Origin of the sequence: Streptomyces gilvosporeus (assembly GCF_002082195.1) — a bacterium.
GTDB classification, from domain to species: domain Bacteria; phylum Actinomycetota; class Actinomycetes; order Streptomycetales; family Streptomycetaceae; genus Streptomyces; species Streptomyces gilvosporeus.
The window spans coordinates 557,659-578,254 of the sequence record NZ_CP020569.1; the positions used below are offsets into that span (position 1 = coordinate 557,659).

Sequence of the window (20,596 nt, forward strand, 5' to 3'; positions counted from 1 at the left end):
GCAGGCACTGTCGACCGAGCTGGACGAAACACAGGTGTTCATCCCCGAACTCGCACTGCCGTTCCCGGAGCGGACAAGCCCGCACCAGGCGTACGCGGAACGCTCCGTACTGCGCTGGGCTCGCAGGACCGGCCTGGTCGCCGACCGGAGCGAGGCCCACCGGATGGCTTCGCACGCGTGGGGACACTGCGCGGCGGTGGCCGTCCCCAAGGCGTCGAGGACCGGCCTGTCGCTCATGGCATGCTGGCTCGCCTGGATGGGGGTGCTGGACGACACGGCGGAAACTCACCGGACCCGCGCCTCGTTTGCCGAGGCGGTCGAAGGGATCCGGGCGGTGCTGGCCGACGACAACGCCCCTATCGGCCACCCTCTGGTCGCGGCCTACACCGACCTGGACCGGCGCACCCGCATGCTCGGTTCCCCGGCCTGGACCGGGCGGCATGGCGAGACCACGGCCCAGCTGCTCGACGGTCTGGTCGACGAGCAGCGCGTCAAACAGGAAGGTCTTCCCAGCGTCGCGGAGTACGTGGAGCGACGCCGCATCACCGGCTACATGCCGATGCTCTACAACCTGTCGGAAATCGCCCTGCGGTGCGAACTCCCCTCCACGGTCCGGGAATCCGGCCCGTACGAGCAGCTCGTCACCGCCTCGACCGACGCTGCCGACTTCATCAACGACGTCTACACGCTCCGCAAGGAACTGGCGCACGGCGAGACCGGCAACCTCGTCATCGTCCTGGCCCATGAACAAGGTCTCACCATCGAACAGGCCCTGCACGAAGCCGCGTTGCGCATCCGACAGGCGGTGGGCGACTTCCAGACCGCCGAACAGGACCTGCACTCCGCGCTGACGGCTCAGTCCATGCCCGTGCGTGACTGGCGGGCCACCGTGACCATGGTCGACACCATGCACGACTGGATCGCCGGACTTCCCGCCTACTACCGCACATCCGGCCGCTACCACCGCCTCGCGGCATAGGGAGGCACACCGTGTTCAAGCCCCAAGGACACTCCTCAAAGTACTCACCGGCCAAAGGTGTTTCACCTCGTTACACCGACGAAGCGCCCCCACTCCCCTTCCCGAACGGCTGGTTCTGCGCGGGGTTCTCCGACGAACTGCTTCCCGGCAAGGTGACGACCAGGCGCCTCGCGGGCCAGGACCTGGTCCTGTACCGCACCCGCAGCGGCCTGATCCGCGCGACTCGCCCCTACTGCCCTCACCTCGGGGCGCACCTCGGCACGGCGGGCCGGATAGAGGGGGAGGAAGTCGTCTGCTCCTTCCACGGCTTCGCGTTCGGCCCCGACGGCACCTGTACGCGCACGGGCTACGGCACCCGCCCGCCGAAGGCGTTTCTGCCCCTGCTGCCCGTCCGCGAGGAGGGTGGCCTGATCCTGGTGTGGCACCACCACGCCGGCGCCGCGCCAACCTGGGACCTGCTCCCCGCCCACCCCGGAGAATTCACACCCGTGGCCCGTGACACCACCGAATGCGCGGGCCACCCCCAGGAAGTCCTGGAGAACATCGTCGACTTCGGACACCTCACCGCACTGCACTGGCCCCGCGTCTCCAGCGTCCGGGTGACCAAGTCCTTCACGGAGGAAGGAACTACCAGCCGCGTCGTCCTGGAAATGGCGGTACGCCCCCCGGGCTGGAAGAAGCCGATGCTGACGAGCTACGAATTCACCCTCCACGGCCTGGGCGGAACCGAGGTCCACATCCACTTGCCCGCAGGCTTCACCGTCCGCATCTGGTTCATGCCAACCCCCGTCGCCCCCTGGCGAATCCAACTACGCAGCGGCATCGACGCGCGGGTACCCGCCCCTGGGTTCCTCCCCACCCCTGCGAACCGCGCCCTCGCGGCAGCCGGCAGCTATCTGCTGTCCCAGTTCTTCCTCTGGTACCACAACAGAGTGTTCCTCTTCTCGGAACAGAACGGAGACGTCCCCGTCTGGAACACCAAGGAATACCTCGCCCGGCCGCGCCTGACCGAGGGGGACGGACCCATCACCCGATACCGGCGTTGGGCTGGGCAGTTCTATCCCTGAGCCGCGAATTCCTTGGACACCCAGGGCCGGCTCTCGATTCCCGTCATCGCGCCCCCGCCACGAGGGGCGATCAGGAGCGGTTCCAGTCGAGATCGGGGCCGAACCGGACCACGTCAGCGGCGAGGCCTCCGCGCAGGTCGGCGGGTGCCTGCCGGCGTGGGAACAGCCACTGTGATCACGGGCGATTGTGACGACGTTCAGCGTCCGTCCGCCGCCCGGATCGTGCACGGCCCGCCGCCTGCACCATGGTGCCAGTGCCGCCGATATCGCGGTGAGGCTAGCCGCCCGGCATGGAACCCACCTGGTCAGCCGGCGGTGCCTGGATGTCCGCCGGCCCGCCCCAGTCGGTGTACCTCATTTTGGTGGCCATCGGGCCGTACTGCGGCAGTGTCACCGTGCTGGCCATCTGCACGGGCAGGTTGGCCTCGTCCACCCATATCTGGCTGGTCACCGTGCTGACGCCGGATTGCGCCAGTGCTAGGAGGGACTGCCTGTCCGCGTCGCTGGCGGCGGCGTCCGCCGCGGCCCGCACGTCGTAGGCGATGTCGAAGCGTGTGGTCGGCTTCCCGTCAACCTGTTCCCTCGCTGTGCCGACGATCTGTGCGCCTGGCGGCACCGTTGCGTTCACGTCCATGGAGTTCTGCAGCCGCTTCGTCGACTCAGCCAGCATCGCGGACATCGGGTTCTTGCTGTCGGCTCCGAGCCTGGCCCACTGCTTGCCGCCGGGCAGCCGCAGCATGTCTGGCACAGAGAGGTAGGCGCTGTCGGGCAGCACGATCATGTGGGCCGTCCGGTGTGTGCCCAGTGCGCTCGTGACCACGGAGCAGTCCATGGCGACCGCTGCAGGTCGCAGGCGCATCAGGCAGTCCTCGTCGGTCGTACTCACGCTGCCCATGCTCACATGCGCGGTGAGCTTGACGCTGCCCTTGCCCGCCATGGCCTTCTTGACCGCGGCGCTGAGCGCGGCGGCCCCGCCGTCGGGCTCAGCCGGGCCGGGCGGCTTCGCCGAGCCGTCACCGGAGACCACCTTGGAGATCCAGGTCGCGACCTGCGCGCCGATGGCGCCCGCGTGGAGGATCTCCTGTTGGGAGGCCGATTTCAACAGCTCGCGGTTGCGCTGGTCCAGCGCCGCCAGGCAATCCGCGCTGCCTTTGTCGGCCTGCGTGAGGAATGTCGCCCACAGTCGTTGCGCCTGCGGGTCAGGGACGCGGAAATAACCGTGGGCGTCCCGGGTGAGTTGGCCGAGGTCCGCGCACAGCGGGCGCAGCCTGGAAAGAACGCCATCGGGGTTGTCCGGGTCAGCGGATGTCGCGGCGTCCCGCACCACCTTGCCCATGTTGCCCATGATCTGGCCGAGACGGTGGCCGGCGAGATCACGGCCGCCGTACTTCCACCACGCGGCCACTTGCAGTTTCTTGATCTGGGGTGGGGCCGACGCCTGGTCGACCGGGGCGGGCAGGTGCGCGTGGGCGTCGGCGGGCGCTGGCGAGGGTTGTCCCGTGTGGAGTGCCTCCTGGGCCACGGCGATGCCCACGGCGGTGGCGCAGAGCAAGCCGACTCCGGCACGACGGACGGCCAACCGCGTGCCCGTCACACCTGCGGGGACTGCGGCCCGCTGGGGTGCGGTGCCGCGCCGCCACCAGGTCCGGACCGCCGCCCCGATGGCGGCCGCCAGGACCGCGGTGGCCACGCCGAGCACAAGGGCCGGGCCCAGAATGGGCTGCGCTTCCCGCCATGCCTCAACAGGCCGCCATTGGCAGGATGGTTGCAGGACGGCCAGCGACGGGATGCACCCGTCCAGCGAGGTGAGCGCAAACATCCCGCAGTACCCGGTCACCACGGCCGTCCCCGCCGCGACGAGCGCCAAGGCCAACCGGTGGCCGCGGGCCGCGATGCCCGCGGCCACCGCGGCGACGGCCGCAGCCATCGTCAGGGCCACCAGCCCCCATCCCGCGAAGATCAAGTATTCGACGCCACGTAGCCCGAGCGGCGGTTGCCAGGTGTGCGTCCACGCCATCACACCGACGACCACAGCCCAGCCCACCGCCCCGCCCGCCAGACCGGGCCACACGGCGCGGCGCAGTGGCGGCGTCGCCTCCCAGGGCACCGACACGTCCGCGTCGTCCCGCACGGCGTCGTGAACCCACCGAGGCGCGCCGACGGCCGGCCGGGCAAGCTGGGCAAGCAGGGGCACGACCCACATCGCCGATGCCGCAGTTGGGACCAGGGGCAGCTCCGCCAACTCGCCCAGCACCGACCACACTCCGGCGATCACCGACAGCGCGGCGGCATGCTCGGCGACCTGTCCAGGCGGCTGTCCCTGCGTCAGCGAGTCGCGCATCGCTGAGACGTTGAAGGGCCATTGGAAGGCCAGCTCCACGCCGGTCTGCTGCCACCAGGAGAACCACCCTGACAACACCAGGAAGGCGCCGGCCAAGGCAATCAGGATCGCGGTCTGGCTACTGCCTCCCCTCCACGCCCGCAGCCACAGCTGGGCGCACCGCGTGGTCCACAATGCGAACACCGCACCGGCGAGCACCGGCAGCAGCAGCGCCTCGGGCTGGTTGGGTAGCCACTCCAACACCGCGACACGGTCGGCGCCGAACTCCGCCACCGCCATCCCGACTCCCAGCCACAGCCCGGCCCGCACCCCGGAGGGCACCCGGCTCCCGGTGACCATGGCGTGGGCGACGGCCCGGCACAACACGGTCCCGGCCACCGCGGTGACCAACGCCGCCGCGACCAACGCGATCGCTCCGGAGGGCCAGTTACCCACCAGGTTGAACCGTCCCAGGTAGTCCCACATCTGGGAGTTGATCACGATGGCGGCGGCCCCGGTGAGGAACATCAACAGCGGGCTCGCGCCGAACAACTGCGCCGGGTCGTCCAGGCTCGCCCGGCGCAGATCCCATCGCGGATGGGTTCGCCACAGCTCGACGAACGAGCCGGCCGCCTGCCGCAACGCGCCACCGGCACGGCCGGCGACCGGGACCGCCCAGCCCCGGGGGTCCGCGCCCCAGCGCACCGCGGCCAGGTCCGCATAGACTTCCCGGCTGCGCAGGACATCCGCCCGCGCGAGGTACACGAGCGGCACCAGCAACACCGGCAGCAGCAGGCTCCTGGTCGCGATCGGCCCCACGCCGGGCCAGAACGGCGACCCGAGGCCGTCGATGAGGCCGTAGGCGGTCCGGGCCAGATACGGCACGAGCGCCAGCACGAGGAACGCCCGCCACAGGGCGACCGTGGTGTAGGCGATGGTGACATCGCGGTTGCGTACATGGGCCAGTTCATGCAGCAGCACGGCCCGGAAACCCTCGGGGTCGGCAGCCCTGCGGGCGAGAAGGCCTGCGTGCAGGCACACCGTGGCGCGCCGGTTGCGGCCGAACACCACCGCCCCGGCCGAGAGCGCTGCGGGGTCGACGACGAACCGCGGCGCGCGGGCCAGGCCGGCCACGTCGACCAGGTCCGCCAGCTGCCGCCGGAACTCGCCGTCGCGGTCGACCAGGTCCAGCGGGACGACCCGGCCACGCCGCGTCTTCCACGCCGGCAGGCCGACGAACAGCACACCGGCCACCACCAGCAGCAGGACCGGCCACGCCAGGCCCAGCCACCACGGTAGCGACGAGTTGAAGCGTGCTTCGCAGGCGTCGTACGCGTCGGACTGGGTGATGACGCCGGCCGACGTGGCCGCCACCGTGCCCTGGGTGGGATCCGCCCCAGCGGCCAGCAGGCAGCCCAGCCCACTCGACCTGTTCAGGCCGGACAGCACCTCGACGATCATCGTGCCGCTGGCCACCACCATGAGCACCAGCAGCAGCACGAACCGCATCGTGGTGCCCGCGCTCATCGCCCGCTCGTCCACCCTGGGCCGGGCGGGGTCCGCGCTCGTCACGCCTCGCCCGCGGGTGACGTGCCTTCGCCGAGATCCTGCGGGTCATCGTCCGGCACCGCCAGCCGGGCCACCACCGCGTCGGCGACCGTCACCGCCTGCTCCTGCGCGAGGCCCCGCTGCGCGGCCATCTCCAGCACGGCCCGCCGCACCTCGCCCAACTGCGCGGGGGTCAACGGCGGTACCACGACGGACGCGGTCGGGCGTCGCAAGACCTTGCGCAGCACAGCTTTCGCTCCCTTCGACGCGCCATCCACCGCGCTGTCCGCGATCCGCTTGGCCGCCTGGTCCACTCCCAGCCACACCACCGGGGTCACCAACACCGCGACCTCGTCCAGACCGAAGCCCAGTGGCTCCCGCCGACGGCTCCGCCGTCGTAACCGCTGCAAGACAGTCGTGTCGTCGAACCCGGCCAGCACGTCCACGACGGGCAACTCCTCAGCGGCCACCTCCGCCACGACATCGCGGACCACATCACGCACCCTGGCCGCGCCCACGCCGACCCCACCCTCATCCGGCGACGCTGTTCCCGACCCCAAAGCAACCCCCCTGCCGTCGCACACCGCTATCAACAACACGCAGTGAGCCTCACACCTTGGCCCCACAGACCGCGGTGGCGCAACACCCGAACGGATGGCCTACGTTCGGCGCAATTCGGTCTGTCCAGAGGACGCATAGAGGGGAATCTCGCATCGCTTGGGGTGATCCCGAAGGCCGCAAAGCCGGAGGGCGAAAACGCGTTCCTGGAGCAGTTGGTTGCTGAGCGCCGGGTGGTCATCCGGTTGAAGGTGGACCGGCTGTACGGAACGGCGCTCGACATCGACCGCTAGGACACCTCAGGTCTGTGCTGGTCACAGCCACTCGTGGCTTCGTTCACTTCGAGTGGTTCTGGCACAGCTTCCGTGCAGCGGCCACTCTGAGTGATGGTTGAGCGTCCTGGGACGGCTCCCGAAGTCGCCCGAAAATGAGCCATGGTCTGGGCGGCTGGGCTGAAAGTCCGGGCCGTGGAAGAGGTCGTGCTCCGGCTGAAGGAGCTGTTGTTCCCGTCGATCGCGGACGTCGCGGTGTTGTCGGTGGACGTGAACATCGAGATAGTGCGCGTTGACGCGCAGTGCACGACGGTCGGTGCCGCCTGCCCGGGGTGCGGGGCTTGGTCGACCCGGATCCACAGCTCCTACCAGCGATTTCCCGCTGACGTACCGAGTGCCGGACGAAGCGTCGTACTCCAGTTACGGGTTCGGCGGTTTCGGTGCCGCAATGCGGCATGCCAGCGACGGACCTTCGTGGAGCAGATAGCTGGGCTGACCCGCAGGTATGGCCAGCGCACCGAGCGGTTGCGTTCGGCCTTGGCCGAAGTGGGTCTTGCCCTGGCCGGCCGGGCCGGCGCTCGGCTGGCCGCGGTCCTCGGCCTGTCCGTCAGCCGGAGCACGGTCTTGCGTGTGGTCGACGCGCTTCCCGAGCCGGAGGTGCCCGCGCCGAGGGTGGTTGGGGTCGATGAGTACGCGACCCGCCAGGGCCGCCGCTACGGCACCGTCCTGGTGGACGTCGAAACCCGCCGTCCGATCGATCTGCTCCCGGACCGGGAAGCGTCCAGCCTGGCCGCCTGGCTCGCCCAGCGGCCAGGCGTCGAGGTCGTCTGCCGGGACCGCGCGCCGTTCTTCGCCGAGGGCGCCGCAGCTGGAGCGCCGCAGGCGGTGCATGTCGCCGACAGGTGGCATCTGTGGCACAACCTGAGCGAGGCCGCCGAACGGAGCGTCTCCCAGCACCGCCGCTGCCTGCGTGTCCTGACACCCGCAGCGCCTGAACCCGAGGCCGTTCCGGCCGCGGACCCGTCCGGTTCGCCTTGGCCACGAGGACACCGGTTCGCTGACCGGACCCGGGCCCGGCACGCCGCCGTCCACGCCCTGTTGAAAGCGGGACACAGTCAACGATCGGTCCAGCGGCAGCTCGGAATGACCTGGCGAACCGTCAAGCAGTTCGCCGACGCCGCGACGCCGGAGGAGCTGTTCACCGGGCAGTGGCAAAACCGGCCTTCCGTCCTCGACGAGTTCAAGCCCTACCTGGACAACCGCTGGAACGAGGGCTGCACCAACGCCTGGAAGCTCTGGGAGGAGATCGTGCCGCTCGGCTACAAGGGCAGCTACCAGCGCGTCCACGCCTACCTGCACGACAAGCGCACCTCACCGCGGCCGGTGACCGCCAGGCCGCCCTCGCCCCGAGCCGTGGCGGGATGGATCCTCCGGCACCCGGACACCCTCACCGAATCCGAGCAGCTCCAGCTCAAGGCTGTCCGGACGCACTGCCCCGAACTCGACGCTCTGACCCGCCACGTCCGTTCCTTCGCGTCCATGCTCACCGGCCGCCACGGCGAGGGCCTGCCGGACTGGCTCGACGCCGTCCGGCAGGACGACCTGCCCAGCCTCCACAGCCTCGCCGCTGGCATCGACCGCGACTGCGACGCCGTTATCGCCGGCCTCACCCTGCCCTGGAACTCGGGCGTCGTCGAAGGCCATGTCAACCGGATCAAGATGCTCAAGCGCCAGATGTTCGGCCGCGCGGGCTTCCAACTCCTCCGCAGACGCTTCCTGCTGTCATGACGGAGCGTGGCCGTGTCGCAGGAGCCCAGAGAGCCGAGGTTGGGTCGTGGCGCGCGGCTTGCCTCGGCTCTCCTCAACCGCCGATCCGTCCTATGCGGTGGCCTTCTTCAGGCAGGTCTTGAGGTCGGCCCTGGCCGGGGCCACCGCGTCCTGAGCGGAACGGGCGCGGTCCCTGCTTTGCTGGGCCTTCTCCTTGAGGGTGCCGTAGTCCTTGGCCGCCGTAGCCTTCCTGGCCGCTGCCGCATCCCTCCCGACCGCGTAAACCAGGCTCTCGACTCGGTCAAACTCCATGGGGTGGCCGCTCTGAGTGTCCTTGAGGAACTGCTTCCCGGCGGCCTCGGCCTTGTCCGCCGCGTCGGCCACCGTCGCAGCGTCGCCCCTGTCCATCCCCTCAGCGGCAGCTTCGGCCGCCTTGATGACCACGTTTCGGGACTTCACCTGTTCGTTGTTCCGGATGAGGCGGTCCATGGCGTACGTGAGGTTGTACAGGTGCTCGTCCGTCTGGTTGAGCGTCTGCCTGTCCCGCTCTGATTGGGAGAGTGCGTCCTGTGCCGCGTCGGCTTCCTTGTCTGTCGCGGATGCCTTGTCCTCGGCGTCCATGTACGCGAGTTGTTCCTTCGCACAGGCCGGTGCTTCCGCCGCGTGCACAGTGGTGGCGACCGGAGCCGTGAGCAGCAGGACTGCAGCAAGGGTGGTGGTGCCCCGGGCAAGCGAACGCAACATCATGACAACTCCAGACACGGCCCTAAGCCGTACAACAACCCCCGACACGACGAGGTGCGGAGGCACGGGCAGTACCTCCCGGTAACCAGACATGAACGTCCGCAGTTACGGCTGATCACGGACAGACCTCCCCGGCGCAATCGCATCCCGAGTCGTGACAGAGAGTGACTGCGTCACGGAAGTTGTGCCAGAACCCGAGAATGCCGTCAGAGGAGACTGCCCGCGCGGTATGGAGATCGCCAAGGCGATCCAGGCGGTGAAGCGCGCGCTGAACACCCGGCGCTTCTGACCTGGTTGGTCGGCCGTTCCGCGTCCGGGACCCTTTCTGTACGTATGCACAGAATGGGCCCCCGAGCTTTCACAGCCGGGGCCGACCGGTGTCGAGTGCCTTGGCTCGCGCTTCCAACTCGGCGTTGATCAGCTTGAGGGTGCCCCTGTGGGAGACGCGCGTGGCCAGCCGCGAGAGCTCGTCCCAGGCCATGTGGTGATCGATCCGGGAAAGGGCGAGAACGCCTGCGTTGGCGACCTTGGGGTTGCGCGGCCCAAGCCTGGGGACCTTGTCCAGCGAGGTCTCGACGAGCGCACCGAGAGCCGAGGTGATGTCCGGGTGCGGGGGCAGGAGCGACAGCAGACAGGCGATCCCCCGCAGAGCGTTGGCATTGAAGGGGTCATAGGCTTGGTTGTAGTCAGCCTCGTTCAGGTCAATTTGCAGGGCCAGGGTGCGGGGACGGCCGACCAGGGTGAGCCACGGCAGCACCGTCTCGCGCACCGCGTCGGCCCCCGTCTCGTCGAGCAGTTTCCGGCCGGCCTTCTCCCACCTGGCGGAGGGCTTTGCGGCAGTGACGGTCGTCGCATGCGCCAGCAGTTGCCGCCAAGAGGCGGCGAGCCCCGGCAGTTCGGCGAGCGCCTGCTCCGCCCACTGCTCACCCACGTTGAGGACCGGCTCGGTGAGCTGCTTCGCCACGGCAGATACGTGGCTGTCCCGGAAGCGGTCCAGGGCTGCCCTCCGGAATGCGGCGGCGACCGCCGGGGGCAGCTGCCGCCCGGCTGCGAGCTCGGCCTCGGCGAAGCTTACGAACCGCATGCCGTACCCGAAGGAATACTGCCTGCTCAGGGTGTCGAGCCTCCTGAGCCGTTCGTCGCAGAGCCCGTCCTCGTCCAGGCCATGGGAGAGGACGCCCAGCAAGGTCAGCGCGTTGAGCCGGTCGGGAGAGTCCGCGGCGGCGGAGTGGTATCGGTCTACCAGGGCTTTCGCCAGGCGCTGCCGGTCATCGGCCGGCAACTCCCGCAGGAAGTCGAAGGCTTCCTGCCAGGGCCGTATCCAGATGTCCAGGACACCGGTGGCCCACGTCAACAGCTCATCGGCGAGCTCCGCCGGGTTCCGGGCCGGGTACGCCCGCCCGATCACGGTCTCGAACTCCTCAAAGTCCGGCATCAATCCCCCATCAGTGAAACGAGCTTCAGGAACGTCACGTCGATGCCATGGGACTCCTCCCGGCTCGTGGTCATCGAGTTTCCCGATATGGACCGGATCCGGGAATGGTACGACTCCCCCGAGTATCAGCGGGCCCGGGAGATACGAGAGGGCAAGGTCACGGTGGGGATGCTGTTCGTCGAGGGCGCGCCGCCCGAGGGCTTCTCCCTCCCAGCCTAGGAATTGTTGGGCGATCATGTGCGGAGCCAGATGATCAGGGCTGCTGCGGTGGCGGTGCCGAGGAATACGTAGCCGCGTTTGTCGGCAGGCCGGTCACGGGGGCCACCGGCGGCCGCACGAACCTGATCAACGACACCGACCGTCGTATGGCTCGCATGATGTGCGTGATGGGTACCTCAAGCGATCCGTGCGACGGTGAACAGGGGGCCGGATCGCTCACCCGTGGCTCACTGTGCAGCGTGCTTACGCGAGCGCAGTCCGGATGCGCCAGGGACGCCGGAATCCTGAACATCGCTTCGGGGAGGACGCCGGTTCGGGCAGCGGCACCACTGACGGCCGGCAGGAGCGGGCGGACGTAGGTGTACACGGTGAAGAAGGTGTTCGCGCGTCGTCAGAAGGCGATGGCGGTGGCTTGGCGCTCGTCCGTGAGGACTTCCCCGTAGGCGAGCCATGAATGGTCGGCGACGGCGGAGTGAATGTAGCTGTAGCCGATCACCGGCTTACAGCTCCTGCGTTCCCGGGTGATTGGGCGCGTTCGAAGCGGCGGATCGGTGGGCCGGTCGAGCCAGGCCAGGCGGTTCAGGCCCTGCCGGACGAGGATCCGGTGCACGGTCGAAGCGGGAAGCCCCAGGGTGGTGCCGATGCGTGCCGGGCCGAGTTTGCGGCCGGCCCGCAGGCGGCAGACCCGCGCCTCGACGGCTGCTGGTGTGCGGTTACGGCAACTGCCGAGGTGTCTACAACCAGCTGCAGAGGTGGGCCCTGGACGGCACATGGCAGCGGGTCGTCACCGCACTGATGGCTCAGGCCGACGCCGACGAAGACCTGGCCTGGCCTGGCCTGGCCTGGGCAGTGTCGGTGGATTCCACGATCGTGCGGGCCCATCAGCAGACGGCTGGAGCCCGCAACAGGAGCCCTGGCCAAAGAACCGGCCGATCACGCCATCGGATGGTCCCGCGGCGGACTGTCGAAATCCTCCGTGCCCGGCCGCTCCGCCAGGATCTCCACCGGTGCCACCGGAGCCGTCGCGCCGGAAAACGCCATAAGCCGGGCCCGCCCCGCCGGCTCCGACACGCAGCAGGAACGAGCGTTAGTCCTCGAACAGCTCGACGCCGAAGCACGCCTCGACATCGGCCACCTCGGCGGCCGTCAGCCGTGCATCGAGCGCGAAGCCGTGTCCCATCGCCCCGAACACCTTGTCGCTGCCCGGCACCGTAGCCAGAGCCAGAGCCAGAACCCGCTCACGTACTCCCAGGCCAGTCGATCACGGCGCTACCCGCTGTCGGTACTCACCGTCGCCAAGGCGACCCGTCGGATCGGCCCAAAGTACCCGTTCCGGTCGGGCAGATCCCGGGTGCATGGCACCCGCCGGCGGTCGATGCAAGGCGACGGGGCCTCGAACCCGTCCGGAATACGCGACACCGCAATATGCGGGCTCGCCAGTCTCAACCCCGACTCACGCCGATTTCCCGGGCTGCTCGGAATCCGCCCTGGCCCGCGCGGGCGCGGGGCTGGTAACAGGTCTCCGCCGCCGCGCGAATCGCCGCATGCAGGGCTGCTCCACCAGGGTGTACAGCAGCCATGCCATGAGCAGCGCCACGGGCAGCCCCAGCACGCCCGTGGCCAGGCCGGACCAGGCGTCACCGATGAAGTGGTAGACCACCAGCAGCGCAAGGGTGTGGACAAGGTAGAAGGCGTACGAGATCTCGCCGAGGAAGACCATCACCGGCGTCCGCAGCGGCGACCGGGCGCCGCGCAGATCCAGCGCGGCGGTGGCCCGGATCAGCAGCGTCAGCGGCACCACCCCGACCGCGGCGAAGAGGAAGACCGTCGGCAGTACGGTGGCGCCGAGGACCAGTGAGGTGAGCAGCAGTGCGGACGAGGCCCACATACCCACCCGCCGTGTACAGCCACCCGACCGCATACCGGTGGCCAGGATGATTCCGAGGACGAACTCCGGCAGGCGGCAAACCGGCAGGAAGTAGGCGAACCACAGCTGGTCCCGGGGTACCGGCCAGGGAAATCCGGGCAGCGGTGCGCCGTCCAGCGCATAGGAGACCACCGGTACGGTCCACACGGCCGCCGCCGTGCAGACCGCGGCTGCCGCCAGCCGCCGTGGTGGGATCCTGCGGACCAGGGCCAGCAGGAGCGGGAACAGCAGATAGAAGAAGACCTCGCACGCCAGCGACCAGGAGACGATGTTTCCGCTGCCGATCAGGGTGTAGTTCGGCAGCCAGGTATGCACCAGGAGGATGCCCGGTACCAGCATCAGGACCGAGCCGGACGGTCGCACCGCCATGCCGACGACCATGAAATAGATCATGAACAGCACCAGGACGGTCAGGTGGTTCGGGTAGATCTTGACGACCCGTCGGCGCCAGAACGCGCGTGCCGTGTCCCCGGGGCGGGCGAACCGGGTGAGCACGAAACCACTGAGGATGAAGAACAGCGACACCGCCAGCGGGCCCAGCAGTTCGGTCGGTATCCATGCCCGGCCCCGCAGGCCGAGGAAGACCGCGTGGCAGAGGTACACCCCGAAGGCGGCGACGAACCGCAGACCGGTCAGGGACGGCAACCGCTCGGGCGGCGAGGTCGTCGGCGTCACGGTGAAACTCCCCGGTGCGGGGGCGCGGCTGCCTTGCCGGCCCCTACCTCGCCCATATAGTCGCGATGACCTCGGCACCGTCGCCCACCTCCGCAGGGGAGCCCGCCGTGCGCATCCTTTTCGTGGCAGCACCCGGAGTCGGCCATCTGTTGCCCGCCGTGCCGACGGCATGGGCGGCGCAGGCCGCGGGCCATGAGGTGCGGGTGGCCGCGACGGGCCCGAGCCTGGACATGGCGATCCGGCTGGGGCTGGCCGCCGTGGAGGTCTCGGACGGCACCGCCGCCCACGCCTACCGTCGCCTCGCCGAGCGCGCGATGGCCACCCGGCCGGCGGCCCACGACCTGTCGACCGCCTGGCAGCGGTTCACGCGTCCGCCGCAGCCGGAGGGCGACCACGACGGGGCAGACCAGAGCGGGGCCACCTCCGAAGCGCTGGAGGTGGGTCAGCGGATGACCGACGGGATTCTGCGCGTCATCCGTGACTGGGCGCCGGACCTGCTGGTGTTCACCTCCTTCATCGGCGGCGGACAGTCCGCGGCCGACCAGGCGGGCGTCCCCTCCGTCCACATCGGGCTCGGTATGCCCTACGGTGACCTCTCCGCATTCCTGCCGGACCCGCCCGCCCCGCCCGTGCTCACCGCCGACGTCTGCCCGCCGAGTCTGCGCCCGCCCGGCGCCAAGCCCGGTGTGCCGCTGCGGTTCGTGCCGTGCAACGGCGGTGGGGTGGTGCCCGACTGGCTGCTCGTCCGTCCCCGGCGCCCGCGGATCTGCGTGACCTGGGGATCGGTTCTCCCGGAGGTGGGCATGGACGAGGCCCTGGCCACCGTGCTGGAGGCCCTGGACGGCCTCGATGCCGAGGTCGTGCTCGCCATCGGCTCCGCCACGCCGCCGGCCGGGCGTCCCCTTCCCCCCGGCGTCCGGACGGTCGGCTGGGTTCCGCTCACCGCGCTTCTGCCGGGCTGTGCCGCGGTCGTCCATCACGGGGGCTCGGGCAGCACGTTCACCGCGCTCGCCCTCGGCATCCCTCAGGTGGTGATGCCGCACGCGGCGGATCAGCCGGTCAACGCGCAGGCCGTAATCCGTCGAGGAGTCGGCACGGCCGTGGAGAAGACCCGCCCCGGCCGTGCCGAGTTGCGGGAAGCCGTGGAGCGGGCGCTGCGCGACGCGGAGATCCGCCAGGCGTGCGCCGAGGTGCGGGAGGAGATCGCCGCCATGCCGGGACCGGACGCGTTCGTCCGGCAACTCGTCGCGGCGGCGTCCTGAGCGTAGGGGCGGAGCGGCACGGCAACGGCGGTCTGTTCGGGAGGCCGTCGCCGGGTCGCTGCCGCCGCCCACCGCCCAGGGTGACGGCGGGCTCTGCGGGCGCGTCACCAGCAGACCGGCACCCTGGCCGGCCGGATCAGCTGAATGTCGATCTGCCAGGGCAGGTCGTCCTCGGGCACGGCCAGGAAGAGGTCGGGGAAGCGCCGGAAGAGGGCCGCGTAGGCGGTGGTCAGAAAGACCCGTGCGAGCGCGCCTCCCAGGCAGAAGTGCGGTCCGGAGCCGAAGGTCGCCGACATGTCTCCGGTGCGATGGATGTCGAACTTCTCCGGGTGCCGGTAGTGCCTGGGGTCCCAGGTGGCGCCGAGCATCGGTGCGCAGACTCCGTCGCCCGCGGCGATGCGCACTCTATGCAGGGTGATCTCCTCGGTGGCCACCCGGGGCAGGCCCAGGACTCCGTTGTGGTGGTAGCGCAGCACCTCGTCCACCGCCCGTGGCCACAACTCCTCGTCGGCGAGACAGGCGTTCAACTGGTCGGGGTGGCGCATCAGGGTCACCGCCCCGGTGGCCAGCGGCGGTACCAGCGGCTCGGACCCGGTGACGAGGAGGTAGCTGGCGGTGCCGTGCAACTCCTCGTCGCTGATGACGCCTTCGGCCTCGGCCTGGACCAGCGCCCCGAGGGGCCCGCTGTGGTCGCCGTCGGCTCGTTTGCCCTTGATGATCTGTTCGGTGAGATCCAGCGTCGCGGCGGTCGCGGCGGCGACATCCGCGGCCGTGACCACCAGGCTTGTCTGGGTGCGGAAGGCATCCAGGTACGCGGCCCGCTGCTGAAGGGGGATGCCGAGAACCTCGCAGCTCACCCTGAGCGGCAGCGGAGCCGCGTACGCCTCGACGAGATCGGTGGGGTTCGGCCCGGTCTCCATGGCGTCCAGCAGGCCCTCCGCGTGCCGGGCGATCATCTCCGTGTGCCCGGCCGCCGCCGAGGGCGTGAAGTGCGGCGCGAGGATGTGGCGGATCCGGGCGTGGTCGGCGCCGTCCAGATTGAAGATGCCGCCGGGCACGGCGGTGAAGTCCTCGCCGACGAAGCGCGGCGCGCCGGGGTAGACGAGGTCGCGGGAGAAGACCGGGTTGGTGAGCAGATGGGTGATGTCGTCCTTCCGGGTGAGCATCCAGACCTGTCGGCCACTGGGGAGGATCACCGGGCACACAGGGTGGTGCTTGCGCGCCCAGGCGATGGCCGGGGGCGGGGTGCCGTGCCGACCCAGCGCGAAGGGGTAGCGCAGCGGCGGGCTGAAATCGTTGACGCGGCTCATCCTTCGCTCCTTTCGAGGGCGGTCGGCGGTGGTGTGACGACCGCGAAGCCCTGCCCGGCGACCGGCTCCACGGTCGGGGAATGGCCCAGGATCAGCGGGGTCAGGGGCCCCAGCTCGCGGTGGTAGACGACGACCGACGACTCCGCCGCGAAGATTGCCGGGCTGTCGAGGATCAGCGGGAGTTCGGCGAGCGGATAGCTGACGGCGAGGTCGATCTGCTGCTCGGTCGGCTGCCCTGTGCAGTGCGTCCGCAGGGCTTCGCGGGCGGTCTCCCGGCAAGCGGCGCGGATCACCGGATCGTGCGCGTACTCCGTGCGGACGCGTTCGTGCAGTCGGGTGTACGCGGCCCGGTTGGCGAGGGTCGTGGAGGTATGGACGCGCATATGCGGTTCGGCGTCGTCACAGGATCGCAGGGCGTCGACGGCGGCGTTGCGGAGCCGCTTGGCCGCCCGGCGGGAGCGGTGCACCGCGTCGCGGGGGCTCATGCCGGCGCCGGTCAGCGTATGGGCGGTCTCCCAGCCGGGGACGAACACATCCACGCGGTCGAAGTGATGGTGGCCCCAGGCCACCAGGTCCCGGACGAGCCGCGGCTTGTAGTAGCCGTTGAACGGGCTCAGACCTATCAGGACGTGTTCCGCACGGTTGAGGATCCGCTGATGGTGGTGCAACAGGGTGCGGACAACGAAACCGCCTATATGGTTATTTGTGCTCATGAATCTGCATATTGCCACGGGCATGATCGGCTCGCGCGCCGACCGGAGGCTCGCCGAAGAGGAGTCAATAATTCTGATTGATGGCAAGCCACCCATATGATCACCGCCGTGAAGGCTCTTGTGCTGGCCGGAGGCGCGGGCGTACGGCTCCGGCCGATCACCCACACGTCCGCCAAGCAGCTGGTCCCGGTCGCCAACAAACCGGTGCTCTTCTACGGTCTCGAAGCCATCGCCGACGCCGGGATCACCGACGTCGGCATCGTCGTCGGCGCCACCTGCCAGGAGATCCGGCGGGCCGTCGGGGACGGATCGGCGTTCGGCCTCGACGTCACCTACATCCCCCAGGACGCCCCGCTGGGCCTCGCCCATGCCGTGCTCATCGCCCGGGAATTCCTCGGGGATGACGACTTCGTGATGTATCTGGGCGACAACTTCATCATCGGTGGCATCACCGGCTTCGTCGACGCCTTCCGCCGGCACCGCCCGGATGCACAGATCCTTCTCACCGCCGTGACCGATCCCAGCGCCTTCGGAGTGGCCGAGCTGGACGGCTCCGGCAGGGTCGTCCGTTTGGAGGAAAAACCGCCCCAACCCAAGAGCGACCTGGCACTGGTCGGGGTCTACCTCTTCACCCCCGCGGTACATACCGCCGTACGGGCCATCGAGCCGTCCCGGCGCGGCGAACTGGAGATCACCGACGCCCTCCAATGGCTGATGGACAACGGCAAGGACGTACGCTCCACGGTCGTCTCCGGCTACTGGAAAGACACCGGGAACGTCACGGACATGCTGGAAGTCAACCGCGCCGTACTGGAGACCGTTGAACCCTGTACCGACGGATCCGTCGACAGCGACAGCGAGATCATCGGCCGGGTATCCATCGCCGAGGGCGCCCGCATCCGCGGGTCCCGCATCGTCGGCCCGGCCATCATCGGCCGCGGCACAACCGTCGCCGACTCCTATATCGGCCCGTCCACCTCGGTTGCCGAGGACTGCCACGTCCGCGACAGCGAGATCGAGTTCTCCATCGTGCTCCCGGGCTCCTCGATCCGCGGTGTCCGGCGGATCGAGGCGTCCCTCATCGGCCGCCGCGTCGACGTCGCCCCGGCCTCGACGACGCCGCGCGCCCACCGGTTCGTCCTCGGCGACCACAGCTCGGCCAGGATCTGCTCGTGACCGACGAGGCGATCCTCGTCACGGGAGCGGCCGGGTTCATCGGTTCCCACTATGTGCGCACCTTGCTCGCCGACGGGTCCGGACCCGGCCACAAGGCCGGCACACCCCGCATCACCGTGCTGGACAAGATGACCTACGCCGGCAACCCGGACAATCTGGCGGCCGTCCGCGACCACCCCGCCTGCACCGTTGTCACCGGGGACATCTGCGACGCCGAGCTCGTCGGAGAGCTGATGAGCAATCACCGGTACGTGGTCAACTTCGCCGCGGAGTCCCATGTCGACCGGTCCATCAGCGGCGCCGCGGACTTCATGAGGACCAACGTCCTCGGTACCCACACCCTGCTGGACGCCGCCCTGCGGGCAGACGTGCGGACCTTCGTCCAGATCTCCACCGACGAGGTCTACGGCTCCCTCACCACGGGCTCCTGGACGGAGACCGCGCCCCTCCTGCCCAACTCGCCCTACGCCGCCTCCAAGGCGGCCGCCGATCTGATCGCCCTCGCCTACCACCGCACTCACGGCCTGGACGTCAGGATCACCCGCGGCTCCAACACCTACGGACACCACCAGTACCCGGAGAAGCTCATCCCGCTCTTCGTCACCCAGCTGCTTCAGGGACTGAAGGTGCCGCTCTACGGCGACGGGCTGAACGTCCGCGAGTGGCTGCACGTCGACGACCACGTCCGCGCCGTCGAACTGGTCCGGACCGCCGGCCGCCCCGGCGAGATCTACAACGTGGGCGGGGGCACCGAGCTCACCAATCGGGAACTGACCGGTCGGCTCCTGGCCGCCTGCGGGGCGGGTTGGGAGTCGGTCGAGCAGGTCACCGACCGCAAGGGCCACGACCGGCGGTACTCCCTCGACTGCACGAAGATCCGGGAGGAACTGGGGTACCGCCCGCGCACCGACTTCGCCACCGGCCTGGCCGAGACCGTGGCCTGGTACCGCGACAACCGCCGCTGGTGGGAGCGGACATGGTAGTCCGCTGGCTGGTGACCGGGGCCGGCGGTCTGCTCGGGTGGGAGCTGTGCGCCCGGCTCGCCCGGCTGGACGGTGCGGAAGTCACCGGGCTGCCCCGGCGCGAACTCGACATCACCCAGGCCCGGGCCGTCCGCACAGCGGTGCGCGCACACCGGCCCGACATCGTGGTGAACTGCGCCGCATGGACCGCCACGGACGACGTCGAGACCCACGAGGACGCCGCCGCCCGTGTCAACGGAGACGGGCCACGCCATCTCGCCGCAGCCTGCGCCGAGTCCGGCGCCCGGCTGCTCCACATTTCCACGAACTACGTGTTCTCCGGCGACCTGGAGGGCCCCCGTGCCGAGGACGACCACCCCGGCCCCCGGAACACCTACGGACGCACCAAGCTGGCCGGGGAGCAGGCCGTGCTGGCAGGTCTGCCGCACACCGGCTACGTCGTCCGCACCGCCTGGCTCTACGGCGCGGGCGGCCCCAACTTCGTCAGCACCATGATCCGGCTGGAGCGCGAGCGCGACCTTGTCCAGGTCGTGGACGACCAGCGAGGCCAGCCCACTTGGACCTCCGACCTCGCCGATCTGCTGGTACGGCTGGGTCTCGGTGCCCTGCGCGGCACCGCACCGGCCGGCGTCTACCACGGCACCAGCCGCGGTGCGACCACGTGGCACGGCCTGGCCCAGGAGACGTTCCGTCTGCTGGGCGCGGACCCGGGGCGGGTGGTGCGCACCACCAGCCGGGCACTGGGCCGCCCCGCCTCCCGGCCCGCCCACGGCGCCCTGAGCCACGCCGCCTGGCGGGCCGCCGGGATCGAACCGATCCGGCATTGGAGGGGCGCGCTCGCCGAGGCGTTCCCCGCCCTGCTCGCCGTCGAGCGGCAGCGGCCGCCGGGCACCGTTCCGCCGGCTCACTGCCGCTCGGACCGGGCCTCCGACTGAGCCAGGCGTCGGTCGTAGTGAGCCTGACACCCGTCGAAGGACGGAAGCAGTCCGGCCCGTTCCGCCTCCGCCAGCGACGGCGCGCCCTCGTCCTTCTCGGAAAGGACCGGTTCCAGCCCGGCCGGCCAGTCGATGCCCAGTTCGGGATCGAGCGGATGAATGCCGTGCTCGCGCCCCGGTGCGTATCCCTCGGAGCACAGATAGACCACGGTCGCGTCGTCGGACAGCGCCATGAATGCGTGGCCCAGCCCTTCCGCGACGTAGAGCGCACGCCGGGTCCGGTCGTCGAGCTGCCGCGCCACCCAGTGCCGGTACGTCGGGGAACCCAGCCGGATGTCCACGACCACGTCCAGAACCGCCCCCCGCACACAGGTGACGAACTTCCCTTGTCCCGGCGGGACATCGGCGAAGTGCACCCCGCGCAGCACCCCGCGCCGGGACACCGAGCAGTTGGCCTGGAGGACCCTCAGGTCATGGCCGGTGGACTCACGGAACCGTTCCGCGCAGAACCACTCGTGGAAGGTCCCTCGGTCATCTCCGAAGACCCTCGGCTTGGTGATCCACGCCCCCGCGATGTCCAGTGCCTGCACCTGACACCCCTTCGCTCCGTACTCTCACGGCTGGTTGTGGAACCTGACGCTCCGCTCTCCGGGTCACCACCTTGCCACGCACCCGGCCGGGCCACCGAGCACTCCAGCTGGCGTGG

16 protein-coding genes and 2 pseudogenes are annotated in these 20,596 nt (G+C 69.8%); 9 read left to right on the forward strand and 9 right to left on the reverse strand.

What is annotated here, in order from left to right:
* Nucleotides 1-256 precede the first annotated feature (256 nt).
* Nucleotides 257-979, forward strand: coding sequence for a terpene synthase family protein (locus B1H19_RS39575; RefSeq protein ID WP_237289750.1), 723 nt, complete (start codon nucleotides 257-259; stop codon nucleotides 977-979).
* Between the two features lie 11 nt (nucleotides 980-990).
* A complete protein-coding gene (locus tag B1H19_RS02790; protein ID WP_159027959.1) occupies nucleotides 991-2,046 on the forward strand; it encodes a Rieske 2Fe-2S domain-containing protein in 1,056 nt (351 codons plus the stop codon).
* Nucleotides 2,047-2,323: 277 nt separating this feature from the next.
* On the opposite strand, the gene B1H19_RS02795 is transcribed toward B1H19_RS02790, so the two are convergent.
* Both B1H19_RS02795 and B1H19_RS02800 read right to left on the reverse strand, forming a co-directional pair.
* On the reverse strand, nucleotides 2,324-5,938 hold the full coding sequence (locus B1H19_RS02795; RefSeq protein WP_083102664.1) for a M56 family metallopeptidase: 3,615 nt from the start codon (nucleotides 5,936-5,938) through the stop codon (nucleotides 2,324-2,326).
* Nucleotides 5,935-6,432 carry a hypothetical protein gene (locus B1H19_RS02800; RefSeq protein ID WP_237289074.1) on the reverse strand — a complete coding sequence of 166 codons (498 nt, stop codon included), beginning with the start codon at nucleotides 6,430-6,432 and terminating at the stop codon, nucleotides 5,935-5,937. The genes B1H19_RS02795 and B1H19_RS02800 overlap by 4 nt, the downstream gene beginning before the upstream one ends.
* Before the next feature lie 198 nt (nucleotides 6,433-6,630).
* On the opposite strand from B1H19_RS02800, the pseudogene B1H19_RS02805 reads away from it, so the two are divergent.
* Nucleotides 6,631-6,765: pseudogene (locus B1H19_RS02805) on the forward strand (PPOX class F420-dependent oxidoreductase); the annotation flags it as partial.
* Between the two features lie 174 nt (nucleotides 6,766-6,939).
* Complete coding sequence (locus tag B1H19_RS02810; protein ID WP_203237075.1) at nucleotides 6,940-8,532, forward strand: ISL3 family transposase; 1,593 nt, start codon at nucleotides 6,940-6,942, stop codon at nucleotides 8,530-8,532.
* A gap of 90 nt (nucleotides 8,533-8,622) precedes the next feature.
* On the opposite strand, the gene B1H19_RS02815 is transcribed toward B1H19_RS02810, so the two are convergent.
* Nucleotides 8,623-9,258: a hypothetical protein gene (locus B1H19_RS02815; protein WP_083102665.1), complete on the reverse strand. Its 636-nt coding sequence runs from the start codon at nucleotides 9,256-9,258 to the stop codon at nucleotides 8,623-8,625.
* A 355-nt stretch (nucleotides 9,259-9,613) separates the two neighbouring features.
* A complete protein-coding gene (locus B1H19_RS02820; protein ID WP_107425853.1) occupies nucleotides 9,614-10,690 on the reverse strand; it encodes a hypothetical protein in 1,077 nt (358 codons plus the stop codon).
* Between the two features lie 42 nt (nucleotides 10,691-10,732).
* On the opposite strand from B1H19_RS02820, the gene B1H19_RS37780 reads away from it, so the two are divergent.
* Nucleotides 10,733-10,909 carry a DUF1330 domain-containing protein gene (locus B1H19_RS37780; RefSeq protein ID WP_237289079.1) on the forward strand — a complete coding sequence of 59 codons (177 nt, stop codon included), beginning with the start codon at nucleotides 10,733-10,735 and terminating at the stop codon, nucleotides 10,907-10,909.
* A gap of 394 nt (nucleotides 10,910-11,303) precedes the next feature.
* Here the strand turns inward: B1H19_RS37780 and B1H19_RS39580 are convergent.
* Nucleotides 11,304-11,624 (reverse strand): annotated as a pseudogene (locus B1H19_RS39580) (transposase family protein); the annotation flags it as partial.
* Nucleotides 11,625-12,362: 738 nt separating this feature from the next.
* The gene (locus B1H19_RS02835; RefSeq protein ID WP_159027960.1) at nucleotides 12,363-13,511 is read right to left on the reverse strand and encodes an acyltransferase family protein; all 1,149 of its coding nucleotides are present in this window, start codon (nucleotides 13,509-13,511) and stop codon (nucleotides 12,363-12,365) included.
* A gap of 122 nt (nucleotides 13,512-13,633) precedes the next feature.
* On the opposite strand from B1H19_RS02835, the gene B1H19_RS02840 reads away from it, so the two are divergent.
* Nucleotides 13,634-14,773 carry a nucleotide disphospho-sugar-binding domain-containing protein gene (locus B1H19_RS02840; RefSeq protein WP_159027961.1) on the forward strand — a complete coding sequence of 380 codons (1,140 nt, stop codon included), beginning with the start codon at nucleotides 13,634-13,636 and terminating at the stop codon, nucleotides 14,771-14,773.
* 104 nt (nucleotides 14,774-14,877) lie between these two features.
* Here the strand turns inward: B1H19_RS02840 and B1H19_RS02845 are convergent, their stop codons facing one another.
* Together B1H19_RS02845 and B1H19_RS02850 are read right to left on the reverse strand one after the other, a co-directional pair.
* Nucleotides 14,878-16,083, reverse strand: a complete 1,206-nt coding sequence (locus B1H19_RS02845; RefSeq protein WP_083102669.1) for a cytochrome P450 — start codon at nucleotides 16,081-16,083, stop codon at nucleotides 14,878-14,880.
* A complete protein-coding gene (locus B1H19_RS02850; protein WP_159027962.1) occupies nucleotides 16,080-16,796 on the reverse strand; it encodes a tRNA-dependent cyclodipeptide synthase in 717 nt (238 codons plus the stop codon). The genes B1H19_RS02845 and B1H19_RS02850 overlap by 4 nt, the downstream gene beginning before the upstream one ends.
* Before the next feature lie 108 nt (nucleotides 16,797-16,904).
* Between B1H19_RS02850 and B1H19_RS02855 the strand changes: the two genes are divergently transcribed.
* The 3 genes from B1H19_RS02855 to rfbD are packed head-to-tail and all read left to right on the forward strand — an operon-like array spanning nucleotide 16,905 to nucleotide 19,890.
* Entirely contained in the window at nucleotides 16,905-17,972 is a 1,068-nt protein-coding gene (locus tag B1H19_RS02855; protein ID WP_083109393.1) for a glucose-1-phosphate thymidylyltransferase, read from the forward strand.
* The gene (rfbB, locus tag B1H19_RS02860) at nucleotides 17,969-18,955 is read left to right on the forward strand and encodes a dTDP-glucose 4,6-dehydratase (protein WP_083102671.1); all 987 of its coding nucleotides are present in this window, start codon (nucleotides 17,969-17,971) and stop codon (nucleotides 18,953-18,955) included. The genes B1H19_RS02855 and rfbB overlap by 4 nt, the downstream gene beginning before the upstream one ends.
* On the forward strand, nucleotides 18,949-19,890 hold the full coding sequence (rfbD, locus tag B1H19_RS02865) for a dTDP-4-dehydrorhamnose reductase (protein ID WP_083102672.1): 942 nt from the start codon (nucleotides 18,949-18,951) through the stop codon (nucleotides 19,888-19,890). The genes rfbB and rfbD overlap by 7 nt, the downstream gene beginning before the upstream one ends.
* On the opposite strand, the gene rfbC is transcribed toward rfbD, so the two are convergent.
* Nucleotides 19,860-20,480: a dTDP-4-dehydrorhamnose 3,5-epimerase gene (gene rfbC / locus B1H19_RS02870; protein ID WP_083102673.1), complete on the reverse strand. Its 621-nt coding sequence runs from the start codon at nucleotides 20,478-20,480 to the stop codon at nucleotides 19,860-19,862. The genes rfbD and rfbC overlap by 31 nt on opposite strands.
* Nucleotides 20,481-20,596: the final 116 nt, after the last annotated feature.

What these genes read in the sequence shown, in the direction of transcription:
- B1H19_RS39575 (WP_237289750.1), top strand. Translation starts at nt 257, where the DNA reads ATGGGGGTGCTGGACGACACGGCGGAAACTCACCGGACCCGCGCCTCG.
- B1H19_RS02815 (WP_083102665.1), bottom strand. Translation starts at nt 9,258, where the DNA reads ATGATGTTGCGTTCGCTTGCCCGGGGCACCACCACCCTTGCTGCAGTC.
- B1H19_RS02820 (WP_107425853.1), bottom strand. Translation starts at nt 10,690, where the DNA reads ATGCCGGACTTTGAGGAGTTCGAGACCGTGATCGGGCGGGCGTACCCG.
- B1H19_RS37780 (WP_237289079.1), top strand. Translation starts at nt 10,733, where the DNA reads ATGCCATGGGACTCCTCCCGGCTCGTGGTCATCGAGTTTCCCGATATG.
- B1H19_RS02845 (WP_083102669.1), bottom strand. Translation starts at nt 16,083, where the DNA reads ATGAGCCGCGTCAACGATTTCAGCCCGCCGCTGCGCTACCCCTTCGCG.
- B1H19_RS02850 (WP_159027962.1), bottom strand. Translation starts at nt 16,796, where the DNA reads ATGAGCACAAATAACCATATAGGCGGTTTCGTTGTCCGCACCCTGTTG.
- rfbD (WP_083102672.1), top strand. Translation starts at nt 18,949, where the DNA reads ATGGTAGTCCGCTGGCTGGTGACCGGGGCCGGCGGTCTGCTCGGGTGG.